Annotated in this window: 16 protein-coding genes; 9 read left to right on the top strand and 7 right to left on the bottom strand. The window is 70.7% G+C overall.

What is annotated here, in order from left to right; all coding sequences use genetic code 11:
* Positions 1-201: 201 nt before the first annotated feature.
* From speB to ACX80P_RS07440, 4 genes are all read left to right on the top strand, one after another.
* Positions 202-1188 (top strand): agmatinase, encoded by a 987-nt coding sequence (gene speB, locus ACX80P_RS07455; RefSeq protein WP_459277519.1) that lies wholly within the window; start codon positions 202-204, stop codon positions 1186-1188.
* Positions 1189-2880 carry a thiamine pyrophosphate-binding protein gene (locus tag ACX80P_RS07450; protein ID WP_459277424.1) on the top strand — a complete coding sequence of 564 codons (1692 nt, stop codon included), beginning with the start codon at positions 1189-1191 and terminating at the stop codon, positions 2878-2880.
* Between the two features lie 143 nt (positions 2881-3023).
* On the top strand, positions 3024-4004 hold the full coding sequence (locus ACX80P_RS07445; RefSeq protein ID WP_459277423.1) for a TIGR03885 family FMN-dependent LLM class oxidoreductase: 981 nt from the start codon (positions 3024-3026) through the stop codon (positions 4002-4004).
* 118 nt (positions 4005-4122) lie between these two features.
* On the top strand, positions 4123-4326 hold the full coding sequence (locus ACX80P_RS07440) for a hypervirulence associated TUDOR domain-containing protein (RefSeq protein WP_459277422.1): 204 nt from the start codon (positions 4123-4125) through the stop codon (positions 4324-4326).
* Here ACX80P_RS07440 and ACX80P_RS07435 read toward each other — a convergent pair whose 3' ends face one another.
* Entirely contained in the window at positions 4327-4671 is a 345-nt protein-coding gene (locus tag ACX80P_RS07435) for a DUF3140 domain-containing protein (protein ID WP_459277421.1), read from the bottom strand. It lies immediately after the preceding gene.
* A 133-nt stretch (positions 4672-4804) separates the two neighbouring features.
* Between ACX80P_RS07435 and ACX80P_RS07430 the strand changes: the two genes are divergently transcribed.
* Complete coding sequence (locus ACX80P_RS07430; RefSeq protein WP_459277420.1) at positions 4805-5344, top strand: hypothetical protein; 540 nt, start codon at positions 4805-4807, stop codon at positions 5342-5344.
* A 95-nt stretch (positions 5345-5439) separates the two neighbouring features.
* On the opposite strand, the gene ACX80P_RS07425 is transcribed toward ACX80P_RS07430, so the two are convergent.
* The 3 genes from ACX80P_RS07425 to ACX80P_RS07415 are packed head-to-tail and all read right to left on the bottom strand — an operon-like array spanning position 5440 to position 8622.
* Positions 5440-6576 (bottom strand): FAD-dependent oxidoreductase, encoded by a 1137-nt coding sequence (locus ACX80P_RS07425; RefSeq protein ID WP_459277419.1) that lies wholly within the window; start codon positions 6574-6576, stop codon positions 5440-5442.
* Positions 6569-7294: a class I SAM-dependent methyltransferase gene (locus ACX80P_RS07420; protein ID WP_459277418.1), complete on the bottom strand. Its 726-nt coding sequence runs from the start codon at positions 7292-7294 to the stop codon at positions 6569-6571. The genes ACX80P_RS07425 and ACX80P_RS07420 overlap by 8 nt, the downstream gene beginning before the upstream one ends.
* On the bottom strand, positions 7291-8622 hold the full coding sequence (locus ACX80P_RS07415) for a type III polyketide synthase (protein WP_459277518.1): 1332 nt from the start codon (positions 8620-8622) through the stop codon (positions 7291-7293). Before ACX80P_RS07415 ends, ACX80P_RS07420 begins: the two co-directional genes overlap by 4 nt.
* Before the next feature lies 1 nt (position 8623).
* On the opposite strand from ACX80P_RS07415, the gene ACX80P_RS07410 reads away from it, so the two are divergent.
* Complete coding sequence (locus tag ACX80P_RS07410; RefSeq protein WP_459277417.1) at positions 8624-9523, top strand: SDR family oxidoreductase; 900 nt, start codon at positions 8624-8626, stop codon at positions 9521-9523.
* Positions 9524-9588: 65 nt separating this feature from the next.
* Positions 9589-10332: a hypothetical protein gene (locus ACX80P_RS07405; protein WP_459277416.1), complete on the top strand. Its 744-nt coding sequence runs from the start codon at positions 9589-9591 to the stop codon at positions 10330-10332.
* A gap of 117 nt (positions 10333-10449) precedes the next feature.
* On the opposite strand, the gene ACX80P_RS07400 is transcribed toward ACX80P_RS07405, so the two are convergent.
* Positions 10450-11163 (bottom strand): transglycosylase family protein, encoded by a 714-nt coding sequence (locus ACX80P_RS07400; protein ID WP_459277415.1) that lies wholly within the window; start codon positions 11161-11163, stop codon positions 10450-10452.
* A gap of 393 nt (positions 11164-11556) precedes the next feature.
* Positions 11557-12774, bottom strand: a complete 1218-nt coding sequence (fdhA, locus tag ACX80P_RS07395) for a formaldehyde dehydrogenase, glutathione-independent (protein WP_459277414.1) — start codon at positions 12772-12774, stop codon at positions 11557-11559.
* A 200-nt stretch (positions 12775-12974) separates the two neighbouring features.
* On the opposite strand from fdhA, the gene ACX80P_RS07390 reads away from it, so the two are divergent.
* Positions 12975-13736, top strand: a complete 762-nt coding sequence (locus tag ACX80P_RS07390; protein ID WP_459277413.1) for an SDR family NAD(P)-dependent oxidoreductase — start codon at positions 12975-12977, stop codon at positions 13734-13736.
* 6 nt (positions 13737-13742) lie between these two features.
* Here the strand turns inward: ACX80P_RS07390 and ACX80P_RS07385 are convergent, their stop codons facing one another.
* The gene (locus ACX80P_RS07385) at positions 13743-14051 is read right to left on the bottom strand and encodes a hypothetical protein (protein WP_459277412.1); all 309 of its coding nucleotides are present in this window, start codon (positions 14049-14051) and stop codon (positions 13743-13745) included.
* 148 nt (positions 14052-14199) lie between these two features.
* Between ACX80P_RS07385 and ACX80P_RS07380 the strand changes: the two genes are divergently transcribed.
* Positions 14200-14460 carry a YegP family protein gene (locus tag ACX80P_RS07380; RefSeq protein ID WP_459277411.1) on the top strand — a complete coding sequence of 87 codons (261 nt, stop codon included), beginning with the start codon at positions 14200-14202 and terminating at the stop codon, positions 14458-14460.
* Positions 14461-14487 lie beyond the last annotated feature (27 nt).

Below are 14487 nucleotides of genomic sequence, written 5' to 3'. Positions count from 1 at the left end.
GGCGCGTACGGAAGTGTTCACGGAATCACCGTAGGACCCCGGAACCGGCCGTCCGCCCGTCTTTACGCATCCTTAACGGGAGGCGTCCATGTGAGACGAGACCCCGCATCCTTGACCGGGCTGCACCGCCCCAATAGCCTGATACAAAACCTTTGATGCATATTGGGCAACTTCCCGAGGGGCCCGGATCGGATGGACATCGTGGAAGAACTGCGCGTCACGGGAGGGGGCCACCTCGGCCCCATCGACTCCTCCCGCATTCCCCGCTACGCAGGGGCCGCCACCTTCGCCCGCCTGCCGCGCCTGGACCAGGTGGACCGCACGGACATCGCCGTCGTCGGCGTCCCCTTCGACTCCGGGGTGTCCTACCGGCCCGGGGCCCGCTTCGGTGGCAACCACATCCGAGAGGCCTCGCGCCTGCTGCGGCCGTACAACCCCGCGCTCGACGTCTCGCCGTTCGAGCGCGTGCAGGTGGCCGACGCCGGGGACATGGCCGTCAACCCGTTCAACATCAACGAGGCCATCGAGACGGTGCAGCAGAACGCGCTGGACCTCACCGCGGACGGCGCGCGCCTGGTCACGCTCGGCGGCGACCACACCATCGCCCTGCCCCTCCTGCGTGCGGCGGCGGAGCGGGCGGGCTCGCCCGTGGCCATGCTGCACTTCGACGCCCACCTCGACACCTGGGACACCTACTTCGGCGCCGAGTACACGCACGGCACCCCGTTCCGGCGCGCGGTCGAGGAGGGCATCCTCGACACCGAGGCGATCTCCCACGTCGGCACGCGCGGACCGCTCTACGGCGTCCGGGACCTGGAGGACGACCGCCGCTTCGGCTTCGGGATCGTGACCTCCTCCGACGTCTACCGGCAGGGCGTCGATGAGATCGTCGACAAGCTGCGGCAGCGCATCGGCAACCGGCCGCTCTACGTCTCGGTGGACATCGACGTCCTCGATCCGGCGCACGCGCCCGGCACGGGGACGCCCGAGGCCGGCGGCATCACCAGTCGCGAACTGCTCGAGATCCTCCGCGGCCTGCGCGGGCTCGACCTGGTCGGCGCGGACGTCGTCGAGGTGGCCCCCGCCTACGACCACGCCGAGCTCACGGGTGTCGCGGCGTCCCACGTCGCCTACGACCTCGTGACCCTCATGGCCGACACCCTCACCCCGACCCCCGAGGAGCAGTAGATGGACATCACCGCCGGCGCCGCCTGGGCACCCCCCGCCCCCGTCACCAGCCAGCGCAACGGCGGCGACCTGGTGGTCGAGACGCTCTCGGCCCTGGGCGCGACGACCGTGTTCGGGATCCCCGGCCAGCACGCGCTCGGCCTCTTCGACGCGCTGTCCCGCTCCGACCTCCGCTTCGTCTCCTCCCGCGTGGAGAACAACTCGGCCTTCGCCGCCGACGGATTCTCGCGGGCGACCGGCGACGTCGGCGTCCTGTTCCTGTCCACCGGCCCCGGAGCACTGACGTCCCTCGCCGGCCTGCAGGAGGCGTACGCCACCGGCGTGCCCATGGTGGTCGTGGCCAGCCAGATCCCGCTCGAGGGGCTCGGTGCGCGGCGCAAGGGCATGCTGCACCAGCTGGACGACCAGAAGGCCTCGGCGGCGAACGTCACGAAGAGCCAGCGGCTGATCCAGCACGCCTCCGGCATCCCCTCCGCCATCCAGGACGCCTGGACCGAGGCCGTGTCCTCTCCCCAGGGGCCCGTCTGGATCGAGGTGCCCCAGAACGTGCTGCTGGATCCCGTGATGGTCCCGCAGGTGGAGGACGCCCTCGCGGAGCCCTTCGACAACCCGCCGCGGATCGAACTGGTCCGCGAGGCCGTCGCCTGGCTGAGGGACTCGAAGCGGCCGGCGATCGTGGCAGGCGGCGGTGCGCGCCGTGGCCGGGCCGAGCAGTGGCTGCTCTCCCTCGCCGAGAAGCTCGGCGCACCGGTGGTCTGCTCGCCGGGCGGTAACGGCGCCTTCCCCTGGAACCACGAGCTCTCCCTCCAGTCCTGGGTCGAGGACCGCTACGTGACGGAAGTCCTCGAGGACGCCGACGTCCTGCTGGTCATCGGTTCGTCCCTCGGCGAGGTGACGTCCAACTACTTCACGATGGAGCCGCGCGGGCGCATCATCCAGATCGACGCCGAACCGCGCGTGCTCGAATCCAACCGGCCGGCTCTCGGCATCCGCGCCGACGCCGGGCAGGCACTCGCCGCCCTCGATGCCGCGCTCGAGCCGCTCGGCCGCGACCGGCTGCCCGGTTACGACGCCGCCGCGCTCGTCGCGGAGACCCTCGGACGGGTGAGTGCGCGCCTCGACGCACAGGACCTCGGCAAGGAACGCGCGTTCATGCAGGACATCCGGGACGCCGTCCCGGCCGGCATGCAGACCTTCTGGGACATGACGATCTCGGCGTACTGGGCGTGGAGCTGCTGGGACGCCCGCGAGGGCCAGTTCCACTCGGCCCAGGGCGCCGGCGGCCTCGGCTTCGGCTTCCCCGGTGCGATCGGCGGATCCGTCGGGCTGGAATCGCACGGCCTGCCCGCCCGCGTCCTCGCCGTATCCGGGGACGGCTCCGCGATGTACTCCATCGCCGAGCTCGCCACCGCCCGTCAGCATGACATCCCGGTCACCTGGCTGATCGTCGACGACGGCGGCTACGGCATCCTCCGCGAGTACATGGAGGGCGCGTTCGGCCAGGCCACGGCGACGGAACTCGCCCGGCCCGACTTCGTGGCGCTCGCCGAGTCCTTCGGGGTGCCCGCACGGCGGGTGGCGCCCGAGGACATCGGCGACGCGCTGCGCGAGAGCCTCGCGGCGGAGGGGCCCAACGTCGTCGTCGTGGAGACCCTCGTGCGCCTGTTCGCCCCCACCCACCTCGATCAGTAGGGTCGCGGCGGGCCTATACCCGATCCCGCGCGTGGTGTCGGACCGGTGGCCGTCGTCGCCCTTCTTGCTTTCGAGGGACCCGTCCGTCGAAGCTTGGAGGGTACGACCAGCAGGGCCCCGATCCTACAGATGAGGTGCGCACCGTGACCGTCGTCGGTTTCCACTGTTCCCACGAACAACTGGGTCCCCGGGCACTCCTCGATCTGGTCAGGGAGGCGGAGTCGGCCGGTTTCGGGGCCGCGATGTGCTCGGACCACCTGACACCCTGGAGCGAGCGGCAGGGCGAATCGGGGTACGCGTGGTCGTGGCTGGGATCGGCGCTCGAAGCCACGGCGCTGCCCTTCGGCGTCGTGACGGCACCCGGGCAGCGCTACCACCCGGTGATCACGGCCCAGGCCATCGCGACCCTCGAACTCCTGTACCCGGGCAGGTTCTGGGCCGCACTGGGGAGCGGGCAGGCCCTGAACGAGCACATCACGGGGGACAGGTGGCCGACGAAGCCGGAGCGCAAAGCCCGGTTGAGGGAAGCCATCGACGTCATCAGGGCGCTGCTGGCGGGGGAGGAGGTCACCCATCAGGGCCTGATCACCGTGGACCGCGCGAGAGTGTGGTCCGTGCCGGACACCCCGCCGCCCCTGATCGGTGCCGCGGTCACGCGGGAGACCGCGGCGTGGACGGCCTCCTGGGCCGACGGGCTCATCACCATCCTGCAGCCCCTCGAGGAGCTCTCTGCGGTGATCGGCGCGTACCGGGACGCGGGCGGCGTCGGTGACGTCATCATCCAGTCGCAGGTCAGTGTCGCTCCCACCCGCGACGAGGCCCTGCGTGTGGCGCACGACCAGTGGCGCACGAACGTCTTCCCGTCCCCGCTGTCCTGGGACCTCCCGACCGTGCAGCACTTCGACCAGGCGGCCGAGCACGTCTCCCCGGAAGCCGTCGCGGAATCCGTGTTCGTCACGGACGACCACGCCGCACTCGGCGGGCTCCTCGCCGACATCGCAGCCCGCGGAGCGGACCGCATCTTTCTGCACAACGTCGGGAAGGACCAGGGCCATTTCCTGTCCGTCATGGCCGAGCACGTGCTCCCCCAGTTGGCGGCCGACGACGGTCGGCGACGCCCGTGACCTGCTGACCGTCGCCTTCACCGCGAGCGCGTCGCGTCCGATGCCGCCTTCCCTTTTCCTCCATCGGGTGAGAGTGTCGGAAGGATCGCTCGACCACGTACATCGAGGAAGGAACCCCATGGCATTCAGCAAGGGCGACAAGGTCACCTGGAACACGCCGCAGGGCACGACCGAGGGAAAGGTCGTGGAGAAGCACGAGAAGGAATTCAGCTTCGCCGACCAGAAGTTCAAGGCGTCGAAGGACGAGCCCTACTACACCGTGGAGAGCGCGAAGTCGGGCAAGCAGGCCGCGCACAAGGAGAGCGCGCTGTCCAAGAAGTAGCTACGACAGCGGGTCATGGCCCCAGTTCATCAGGGAGTACCGCCACTTCGAGGTCCCGATGTCCTCCTTGGAGGGCTTCTGCGCGAGATGGCGGTGGACGTAGCCCACGACCTTCCGCATGTGCTCCACGTCCTCGCCCGTGAGGTCGTCCCGCCGGGTGCGCAGGATGCCGATGATCCGCCTGCCGGACCGGTGGCCCACGGACTCACCGCCGTCCGGCTCCTTCTGGCCCACCGACCGGGATTCCTCGGTGTCGAGCCACGCCTCCAGCCGGGAGGGGCTCATGTTCACCGCGTCCTTCCACTGGGTCCATACCTCGTCGAGGTCGTGCTGGTTCTCCGCCATGGCTGGCCCTTCCTAGCAGTTCCGGTGGGAAAATGCACACCCCGGTCGGATCCCGGGGGGCGCTATGGCTTAATCCTAAGCATGCTGATAGATGTAGTGATACGTCGATCCACCCTCGAAGGAGCTTTACATCATGGCAGGAAATCTTTTGGCACGATCCGCTCACGATCTCGGCGCGGCAGCCTGGTTCGGTGGCACCCTGATGGGCGCCGTCGGGCTCAACGGAGCCACCGGCAAGGCGAAGGACCCCAAGGAGCGCACGCGCCTCTCCGCGCTCGGCTGGGCGAAGTGGACCCCGGTCCAGATCGCGGCCTTCGCCGCGCACGCCGCCGGGGGCGTCGGCCTGATCCTCGGCAACAAGGGTCGCGTCGCGGCTCAGGATTCCGTCGGGTCCAACACCGTCTGGAAGTCCGTGGTGACGGTGGTCGGCATGGCCCTCTCGCTGTACTCGGGCATGCTCGGCAAGAAGGTCGGCGAACTCGCCGAGCAGGGCAGCGCCGGCGCGACCGAGCCCCGTCCCGGAGCCAGCGACGAACTGGCCAAGGCACAGTCCCAGCTCAAGATCACCCAGTGGCTCCTGCCGCTCGTCAGCGGCATCGTCGTGGTCATGGGTGCGAAGCAGGGCGAGATGCAGCGCCCCGAGAACGTCAAGAAGGGCCTGCTCCGCAAGTAGTCCCGCAGCGACAGGACCCCGCAGCGACCCCCGACGCCCCTGGCGTCCGGCGGTACGCTCGCGGGGTCCTGTCGTTCGACCCACAGCCCGACGGGCTACTGCATCGTGAACGCGCGGGCCACGGTGTCATGCACGGCGCGGTTGCTGATCAGCGCCCGGAGGACCGCATTACGGGGGCGCAGGATCGGACCGGGCAGGGGGCGCCCCAACGCCATGTTGATGGACGCCTTGCGCCGGGCCAGTGCGGCCTGCGCCCGGCGGTCCCGCTCGTAGCGCGCGAGCCGCACCGCGACGTCCTGGCCGTCCCGCAGCGACGCCGCGATGATGGGAACCAGCTCGACGGCGTCGAGCCAGCCCAGGTTCATGCCCTGCCCGCCGATGGGGGACACCTCGTGGGCGGCATCCCCGATCAGCACGGTCCGCCCCGCGACCAGGCGCCCGGCCAGGCGGGACCGCACCTCGAAGGCGCTCAGCATCGAGTTGGTCCCGGGGTCCACGCCGATCCCCGTCCGCTCCCGGACGAGGTGCGTGAGGCCCGCCGCCGTAGGACGCTCCACCGGGCAGCCGACCCGTACCACCCAGCGTCGGATGCCGCCGGGCAGCGGGAAGGACTCGACGATGCCGCCGGTCTCCAGGTACAGGACGGCGTCGTCGCCGTCGCCCGTGCTGTCGAGGAAGTCGCCCATGACATAGCAGTCCGGATACCGGCGGGAGGGCGCGCGGATCCCGGCCTCGTCACGGATGGAGCTGCGGGCCCCGTCCGCCGCGACGACCAGCCTCGCCCGGAGGACGGCGTCCTCGCCCTGCGCCCGCGTGACGGCGAGGACGTGGTCCCCGGCGTCGCGCGTGGTGACGACGGCGACGCCCCGGCGCAGCGTACCCGGGAACGCGCCCTCGAGGCGGCGTTCCAGGATCTCCTCGGTGACGGCCTGCGGTACCGCGAGCACGTACTTCTCGGCGCCCGGGAGTGCGGAGAAGGAGATGGTGCCCACGTCCCTGCCCGCGCTCCGGGCGATGCCGTCGCGGATCCGCACCCCGGACGCGCGCAGCTCGTCGGCGACCCCGGCGGCTTCGAGCGCTCGCAGGGCCGGCGGGTGGATGCCGATGGCCCTGGAGTGGCTGCTGCGTTCGGTGCGGCGTTCGAGGACGACGGCGTCGAGCCCCGCCTGCCGGAGCAGCAGGGCCGTGTAGAGGCCCACGGGCCCGCCGCCCACCACGATCACGTCATGCATCGCAGCCTCCCCCCGCGGCCCGGTCGAGGACGAGCAGGTTGATGAACGGCACGGCCGTGCGGACCGTCCACGGCCCGCGTCCGGCCACCGTCGCCCGCAGCTCCGCCGGCGTGTAGCTGCGCCTGATGGAGGTCAGGCCGTCCTGGCGGATGTAGGAACCGGGTAGCGGGAGGGTGCCCACCGAGAACAGGGCGTACCCGAGCGGGTGCCGCGCGATATCGCTGTGCACCGCGACCGAGCGCGTGAGGCGTTCGGAGTCGTCGAGCAGGCCGTCGAACGCGCCCTGGTCGAGGTGGTGCAGCACGTGGTTGGAGACCACGGCGTCGAACACCGCCCCCTCGGCCACGAGTTCCGAGCTCAGGGCCCGGCGGAAGGAGAGGCCGGGCAGCGGGGGCCGCGAGGTGGCGAAGGCGTGGGCGCGCTCGTCGGGGTCGATGGCGGTCACCTCGAGGGGGAAGCCGTCACGGCGAGCCCACCGGGCCAGCGCGCGGGGCACATCGCCGCCACCCGCGCCGATGTCCAGCAGCGTGTTGGTGCGGTCCCGGGAGAACGCCGGGCGGAGCAGCGAGGTGTAGGTGCGGCGCCACCCGGAGACGGCGGCGTTGACCACCCCGAACTGGGCGTACGTGCGGTCGAGCTTCGCCGGGTCGCAATCGGGCCGGTCCATCTCCTCGATGGCGTGCGCATCGCGGAGGGCGAGGAATCCCCGACCGCTCATGCGCCCGCTTCGGTGAGGATGGGCACCAGGTCGGCCGGCACGCCGTCGTCCGGGCCGCTCACGGGAACGGCGTCCGCCGCCCTCGCCGCCGGTGTCGCCGGTGTCGCCGCTGTCGGTCCGGCGCCGATCCTGGTCAGCAGCGCCGTCTCCACCGTGAGTCCCGGGCCGAACGCCATGGAGCAGATCCGGTTGTTCCCGTCCGAGGCCGGCTGCTCGAGGATGTGCTTCAGGACGAACATGACCGTCGCGCTGCTCATGTTCCCGTAGTCGCGGAGCGTCTCGCGCGCGGGGGCGAGCTGGTCGCGGGTCAGGCCGAGCTTGGCCTCGACCTTGTCCAGGATGCTGCGTCCGCCAGGGTGGATCGCCCAGTGCTCGATCTCCGCGTAGTCGAGTCCCTGCAGCGACGCGTCACGGGCGAGCAGGGGTTCGAGGGCCCCGATGATGTGCTCGTCGATGATGTGGGGGACGTACGTCCCGAGGACCATCTCGAAGCCCTCGTCGCCGATGTTCCACGCCATGGCCTCCTCGCCGACCGGGGTCAGTACCGTCTCGAAGTGGTCGAGGGTCAGGGCGGGACCGGTGAGGGGGAGCTCCCTCGCGGAGACGATCGCCGCCGCGGCACCGTCCGCGAACAGCGACGAGCCGACGATGGTGTCCGGGTTGTTGGAGGACCGGACGTGGAGCGAGCACAGTTCGGCGGCGATCACGAGGACGACGGCGTCGGGATCGGCATCGCAGAAGGCCTTGGCCGCCCGGAGTGCCGGGAAGGCCGCGTAGCAGCCCATGAAGCCCAGATGATAGCGCTGCACGGATGGTTCGAGGTCGAGGGCCCGCACCACCTTGTAGTCGGGGCCCGGGGCGTAGAAGCCCGTGCAGGAAGCCGTGACGACGTGCGTGACGTCCGCCGCCTCGATGCCCTGCGCAGCCTCCAGGGCCCTGCGGCCCGCCTCGACGAAGAGTTTCGTGCCCTCCTCGGCGTAGACCTCATTGCGGGTCTTGGTACTCGGCGTCAGGATCCGCAGCTCCCTCTGGTCGAAGAACACGGGGTCCTCGGACGCGGACTCCAGCGTGAGCTCGCTGATGGCCGTGTAGCGCGTCTCGATGCCCGAGGAGTCGAACGCCGCTCCGACGAGGCGCCGGCCGAGGCGCGTGAGTCCCGGTTGCGCGGCGAAGACGTCGCGGACCTGGGGTTGCACCATGATCGTGTCGGGTACGGCGGTTTCGAGGGACCTCAGGATCACAGTCATATGTCCATTACTAGAGGACTGACGCCGCAAATACAATGACAGTAGGCTTAGTATCCACCCTCCCGCCGGCACAAGGAGCATCATGTCCAACGAACCGTCAGGCACCCTCGACCAGGACGACCCACGGGGCCCCGCCGTCGACGCCTCGACCGAACTGCAGGAGTACCCGGGGTTCACGGAGCGGATGGATCCCCGCCCGGACCACGGCGAGGACAGCTACACCGGGCACGGGCGCCTCAGTGGCCGGCGCGCCTTCATCACCGGCGGCGACTCCGGCATCGGCCGGGCCGTGGCGCTGGCCTTCGCGCGGGAAGGGGCCGACGTCGCCATCGGGTACCTCCCCGAGGAGGAGGAGGACGGCGCCAGCTGCCTCGAGCTCATCCGGGCCGAGGGGCGGACGGCGCTCGCCGTACCGGGCGATCTCCGGGACGAGGCCTATTCCGCCGACGCCATCCGCCGGGTGGTGGACGGCCTCGGAGGCCTGGACATCCTCGTCAACAACGCGGGCTTCCACATCGCGCAGCCGAACGGCCTGCCCGACGTCGACGCCGACCAGCTCCGGCGCACCTTCGAGACCAATGTCTACGGCACGATCTGGCTCACGCAGGCCGCCCTGCCGCACCTCACCGCCGGGGCCTCGATCATCAACACCACGTCCGTGCAGGGGTACCACCCCTCGACGAGCCTCATGGACTACGCCGCGACCAAGGCGGCGCTCAACAACCTGACGTTCAGCCTGGCCGAACTGCTGGGGGAGCGCGGCATCCGTGTCAACGCCGTCGCGCCCGGCCCTGTCTGGACGCCCCTGCAGCCCGCGACGACCACCAGCGAGAAGCTGGAGTCCTTCGGCGAGGGCACGCCGCTCGGACGCATGGGGCAGCCGGCGGAACTGGCCGGCGCGTACGTCTTCCTCGCGTCGAACGACGCGCGCTACGTCTCCGGGGAGGTCCTCGGCGTCACCGGCGGCACGCCCCTCGCCTGAGTCCTGAACCGGCGACGGCGTGCCCAACGGCGATTGCGGCGGCCCCTGGACCAAGCCGGCGCCGGGTGGTGAACGAAGAACAGGCATCAGCGCCGGACGCCGCCCGGCACCCGGACGACACCGATGGGCTCACCGTGAAACTCCTGACCGCACTCCCGCGCCGTTCCGGCTCCGCGCTGTTCGCCGTCGTGCTCACCTCGTCCCTGGCGCTGGCCGGGTGCGGGGCGGCCGAGGAGAACCCGCTGGGGGTCAACACCGCGGACGGCGGGGGGCCGGCGACCGCAGCGGTCGCAGGACCGGACAGCAGGACGGCGGATCCGGTGGGCAGCGACCTCGGCGAGGATCCCCTGAACGTGGGGGCCGACGGGGCGGAACTGTGCGGCGTCCAGCCCAGGGACAGCCGCCTGCAGTACACCGTCATGCTGCACAACCCCACCCTCGAGACCTTCACCTTCGGGGACATGGCGCTCGGCAACCCGCAGGGCCTCGACATCCTCTCCGCCAAGGTGCAGACGGCGAACCGCGAGGGGCACCACCACGAGGGAGCCGCGACGACGAGCGCCCACGGGGGACACACCGCCACGCCCACGCCGACGACGCCGGCCGAGCCCATCGGTCCGCCCGTGCCGGCGGAGGGGTACCGCTTCCAGCCGGACGCGCACATCAACATCATCGTCACGGTGGAGCTCGCCGAGGGCGTCACCCACGGCAGTGCCGACAACATCCTCGTGTCGTTCTCGTCCCCGGACCGTGGCTACTCCGTGGCCCACAACCTGAAGATCGACGTCGACGCCACGTCCTGCAGCTGATCCGCAGGAGCAGGTCGACGCACAGGAGCCCCCGTCGGAATGACGGGGGCTCCTGTGGTCTCGTGCAGTCCGGGCGGCAGGCGCGCTACGCGCTACCGGGTCCGGGAGGCTCCTGGACTAGGCCGGGAGCTGCAGGACGTGACCGGTGAAGATCAGGTCGGCGTGGACGACGGTGTCGGCGTTCGCCGCGTACAGTGCCTGCCAGCCGCCGACGACGCCGAGCTTGCCGGCGATGGAGCTGAGGGTGTCACCGGACTGGATGGTGTAGGTCTCGCCGCTCAGTGCCACGGGGGCGGCGGCGGGAGCCTCGGCGACGACCGGGGCCTGGACGACGGGCGCCTGGACCGGGGCCTGGACGACGGGGGCCTGGACCTGGACCGGGGCCTGGGCGACGGGCGCCTGGACCGGGGCCTGGACGACGGGGGCCTGGACCTGGACCGGAGCCGCGGCTTCCTGGAACTGAACAGCGCCACCTGGGGTCGCGGCGCTGTTCAGGCCGAGCTTCTGGGAGCAGGCAGGCCATGCGCCCCAGCCCTGACCGGCGAGGACCTTCTCTGCGATAGCAATCTGCTGCGCGCGGCTTGCATCCACTGGGTTGCCCTCGCCCCCATAAGCCTCCCACGTGCTCGGGAGGAACTGGAATGCTCCGAAGTACGTACCAGTGGGATCGACAGCTCGGTTGTTGTTGGTGCTCTCGCACTGTGCCAGTGCATCCCAGTCGCTGGCGGGGGCGGCGTTCGCCGCACCCGCTGCTGCGCCGAGGCCGAGGCCGGTGAGTGCTACTGCTGCAAGTCCGCGACGCGCGCCGGTGCTGAATTTGTTAGTGTTCATGGGGTTACGATGCTCCGAAAGGCCACCCGCACTAGGTCCGTCCCCGGACTTCTTCGCGCCGCTGCTCACCCTGACGATATAGAGGTCATGGTTCGGCAGCCGCCGGTTGAGCAACGAGCGGTGGAGGGCGGCGCCGGGCATTCATGACTGCTCGCTGAGCGGCAGCCTTCTCGCTTCCCCTGACGGGGAACTACCCCTACCGTAGAGTATTTTCGTTTCGTTGCCAAATCGGTACTGAACTGTGATTGACTTCGCACAGAATCGGGAATTTCCGCTGGACCTGTCGCGATTTCTCTGGCAGACTCGCCCGCTGCGGGTGAGGCACGCACGCGAAAGAGGCCCGGAACGGGGTCCGGGCCTCTTCCTGTGCCGCTCGGGCGGGTGACACCGTGATCAGGCGGCGACCATCCCGTGCGGATCGAGGACGTACTTCGTCGCGGCTCCGGCATCGAACTCCTCGTAACCGCGGGGGGCGTCCTCCAGCCCGATCGGCTTCGCGTTGACGGCCTTGGCGATCTGCACCCGATCGTGCAGGATCGCCATCATCAGGCCGCGGTTGTACTTCATCACCGGACACTGACCGGTGGTGAAGGACAGCGACTTCGCCCAGCCGGTGCCGAGGCTGATCGACAGGGACCCGACCTTCGCGGCCTCGTCGATGCCCCCCGGGTCACCGGTGACGTACAGGCCCGGGATGCCCAGGGCGCCGCCGGCGGCCGTCACCTGCATCAGCGAGTTGAGCACCGTGGCCGGCGCCTCGGTCGCTGCGCCGCTTCCGTGGCCACGGGCCTCGAAGCCCACGGCGTCGACGCCGCAGTCGACCTCCGGTACGCCCAGCAACTGCTCGATCTGGTCGCGCGGGTCACCCTTGGAGACGTCCACGGTCTCGCAGCCGAAGCTCCGCGCCTGCGCCAGGCGGTCCGCGTTGAGGTCACCCACGATGACGACGGCGGCACCCAGCAGCTGCGCGGAGGCGGCGGCGGCGAGGCCCACGGGGCCGGCGCCGGCGATGTAGACCGTCGACCCCACGCCCACGCCCGCCGTGACGGCACCGTGGTAGCCGGTGGGGAAGATGTCCGACAGCATGGTCAGATCCAGGATCTTCGCCAGGGCCTGGTCCCGGTCCGGGAACTTCAGCAGGTTCCAGTCCGCATACGGCACCAGGACGTACTCGGCCTGGCCACCCACCCAGCCGCCCATGTCCACGTAGCCGTAGGCGGCTCCGGGCCGGGCGGGATTGACGTTCAGGCAGATGCCCGTCTTGCGTTCCTTGCAGTTCCTGCAGCGCCCGCAGGCGATGTTGAAGGGGACCGAGCAGATGTCCCCCTTCTTGATGAACTCGACGTCGCGCCCCACCTCCACGACCTCCCCGGTGATCTCGTGCCCGAGCACGAGGTCCGCCGGCGCCGTCGTGCGTCCGCGGACCATGTGCTGGTCCGAGCCGCAGATGTTGGTGGTGACGGTCTTGAGGATCACGCCGTGGTGGAGGGCCCGGCCCACGTTGGCCGGGTTCACCCCCGGCCCGTCCTTCAGCTCGAAGGTGGGGTAGTCGGTGTCGATGACCTCGACCTTCCCTGGTCCCTTGTACGCAACAGCTCTGTTACCGCTCATGGAACTTCCTCTCATGACACATTGGTCGCGCCGGTTCTCGTCAGCGCTGGACCCGGCGGACACGAGGCGCGGGTGGGCGCCGCCTGCTCACCGGTAGCGCCGAACGTACACCGCCGGAGGTCGCATCGACGTTGCATGGTGGGCGGCGGGATCAGGGGCCGGGCCTTGTGCCGCCGGTCGGGGTGGGGGAGGGTGGGGGGATGACCGGGACCGCCCTGATCACCGGAGCGACGTCGGGCATCGGCGCGGAGTTCGCGCGCCAGCTCGCCTCCCGCGGATGCGCGCTGGTGCTGGTGGCACGAGCCCCGGGTCCGCTGGAGGAGGCCGCGGCAGCGCTCCGCGCCCAGGGTGTCGGGGTCGAGACGATCGCCGCCGACCTGCTCGACGACGACGGCCTCGCGCGCGTGCTGGACCGCCTGCGGGTCGTCGACGGCCGGGCGCCGGTCACGGTGCTCGTCAACAACGCCGGCCACGGGCTGGTCCGGCCGTTCGCCGACAACGCCCTCGACGACGAGATCGGGCACCTCCGGATCCACGTCGAGGTGCCCCTCGCCCTCGCCCACGCGGCCCTGCAGTCGATGCGGCCACGTCGCAGCGGGACGATCATCACCGTGGCGAGTGTCGCCGGTTTCACCCCGAGGGGCACCTACGGTGCCGCGAAGGCGGCCATGATCAGCTTCAGCCGCTGGGCGAACCTGGCCTACGGTCGTGAGGGGATCCGGGTGACGGCCGTCTGCCCGGGCTTCGTCCGCACCGACTTCCACCGGCGCATGGGAGTGGACACGTCCACCGTCCCCGCCGCCCTGTGGCTCGATACCGGTCTCGTGGTGCGGGACGCCCTGCGCGACACCGCGGCCGGCAAGGCCGTCTCCATCCCCAGCCTCCGTTACAAGGCCCTGGTGGCGCTGGCGCGGGTCGCGCCGTCGTCCCTCGTGGCCCGCCTGGCGGCACGCGGCCGCTGAGCCGCGTCAGTGCCCTGCGGCGTCGCCGTCCCAGGTGTCGTGCCCCGTGGCCGCATCCTCGGGACGGCGTCCGCCTGCGCCGTCGTCGCCGCCCCCGCGGGCGTCGCCCTCGAACGCGGGAGGCACGGCGCCGGCGGCATGGATCCCCTGCTCGTCCCTGATGCTCGCGGCGTGATGGTGCGTCGCCCCGGCGGACGGTTCGAGGACCTCCTCGCGCCGGTCCGGGGCCGGTCGTCCGTCGTCGCGTCCCGCGGGGGAGTGCCCGTGCACCCGGGGTCCGCCGTCCGGGATTCCTGCGCTGCTCGACTCGCTCATCGTGCTCCTCCTCGCGCCCCTGTGCGGGCATCGGTGCCGCTCGACGCCGCCGATCAGGGGTTCCGATCGCGCCGTGTCAGAGGCGGTAAGTATGCTTATGATAAGGGACCGCAGGTCCCGGGAGTTGCCCTTACAAGGAGGTAAGACAATGGCTGGATACTTCAAGCTGGTGGACGCCCACGACGACGGTTTCCGCGTGAAACTGACCGCTCCGGATGGATCTCTCGTGGCAGTGTCCACCTACTACGCATCGAAGGAAGAGGCGGTCGCGGGGATCGAGCTCATCCGCGAGATCGCCGGCACCGGTCCCGTCGTGGACCACAGCCGCGTCGAGTCCCCCGAGCAGGCCGCATTCCTGTTCGGACTGCAGGCCGGCCCGGGGACCGGCGCTGTCCACCACGAGGCCTGACACGGGCGGCGTCGGCCGCACCAGAGG

The organism is Arthrobacter arabinosi (assembly GCF_054511115.1).
The sequence above is the reverse complement of the archived record's forward strand: the minus strand, read 5'-3'. Positions and strand labels throughout refer to the sequence as shown.

Bases quoted from the DNA above. Each gene is read 5' to 3' on its own strand.
- ACX80P_RS07425 (WP_459277419.1), bottom strand. From the start codon at position 6,576: ATGCATGACGTGATCGTGGTGGGCGGCGGGCCCGTGGGCCTCTACACG.
- ACX80P_RS07390 (WP_459277413.1), top strand. From the start codon at position 12,975: ATGACCGGGACCGCCCTGATCACCGGAGCGACGTCGGGCATCGGCGCG.
- ACX80P_RS07385 (WP_459277412.1), bottom strand. From the start codon at position 14,051: ATGAGCGAGTCGAGCAGCGCAGGAATCCCGGACGGCGGACCCCGGGTG.
- ACX80P_RS07400 (WP_459277415.1), bottom strand. From the start codon at position 11,163: ATGAACACTAACAAATTCAGCACCGGCGCGCGTCGCGGACTTGCAGCA.
- ACX80P_RS07435 (WP_459277421.1), bottom strand. From the start codon at position 4,671: ATGGCGGAGAACCAGCACGACCTCGACGAGGTATGGACCCAGTGGAAG.
- ACX80P_RS07420 (WP_459277418.1), bottom strand. From the start codon at position 7,294: ATGAGCGGTCGGGGATTCCTCGCCCTCCGCGATGCGCACGCCATCGAG.
- ACX80P_RS07430 (WP_459277420.1), top strand. From the start codon at position 4,805: ATGGCAGGAAATCTTTTGGCACGATCCGCTCACGATCTCGGCGCGGCA.
- ACX80P_RS07410 (WP_459277417.1), top strand. From the start codon at position 8,624: ATGTCCAACGAACCGTCAGGCACCCTCGACCAGGACGACCCACGGGGC.
- ACX80P_RS07415 (WP_459277518.1), bottom strand. From the start codon at position 8,622: ATGCTCCTTGTGCCGGCGGGAGGGTGGATACTAAGCCTACTGTCATTG.
- ACX80P_RS07380 (WP_459277411.1), top strand. From the start codon at position 14,200: ATGGCTGGATACTTCAAGCTGGTGGACGCCCACGACGACGGTTTCCGC.
- fdhA (WP_459277414.1), bottom strand. From the start codon at position 12,774: ATGAGCGGTAACAGAGCTGTTGCGTACAAGGGACCAGGGAAGGTCGAG.
- ACX80P_RS07450 (WP_459277424.1), top strand. From the start codon at position 1,189: ATGGACATCACCGCCGGCGCCGCCTGGGCACCCCCCGCCCCCGTCACC.
- ACX80P_RS07440 (WP_459277422.1), top strand. From the start codon at position 4,123: ATGGCATTCAGCAAGGGCGACAAGGTCACCTGGAACACGCCGCAGGGC.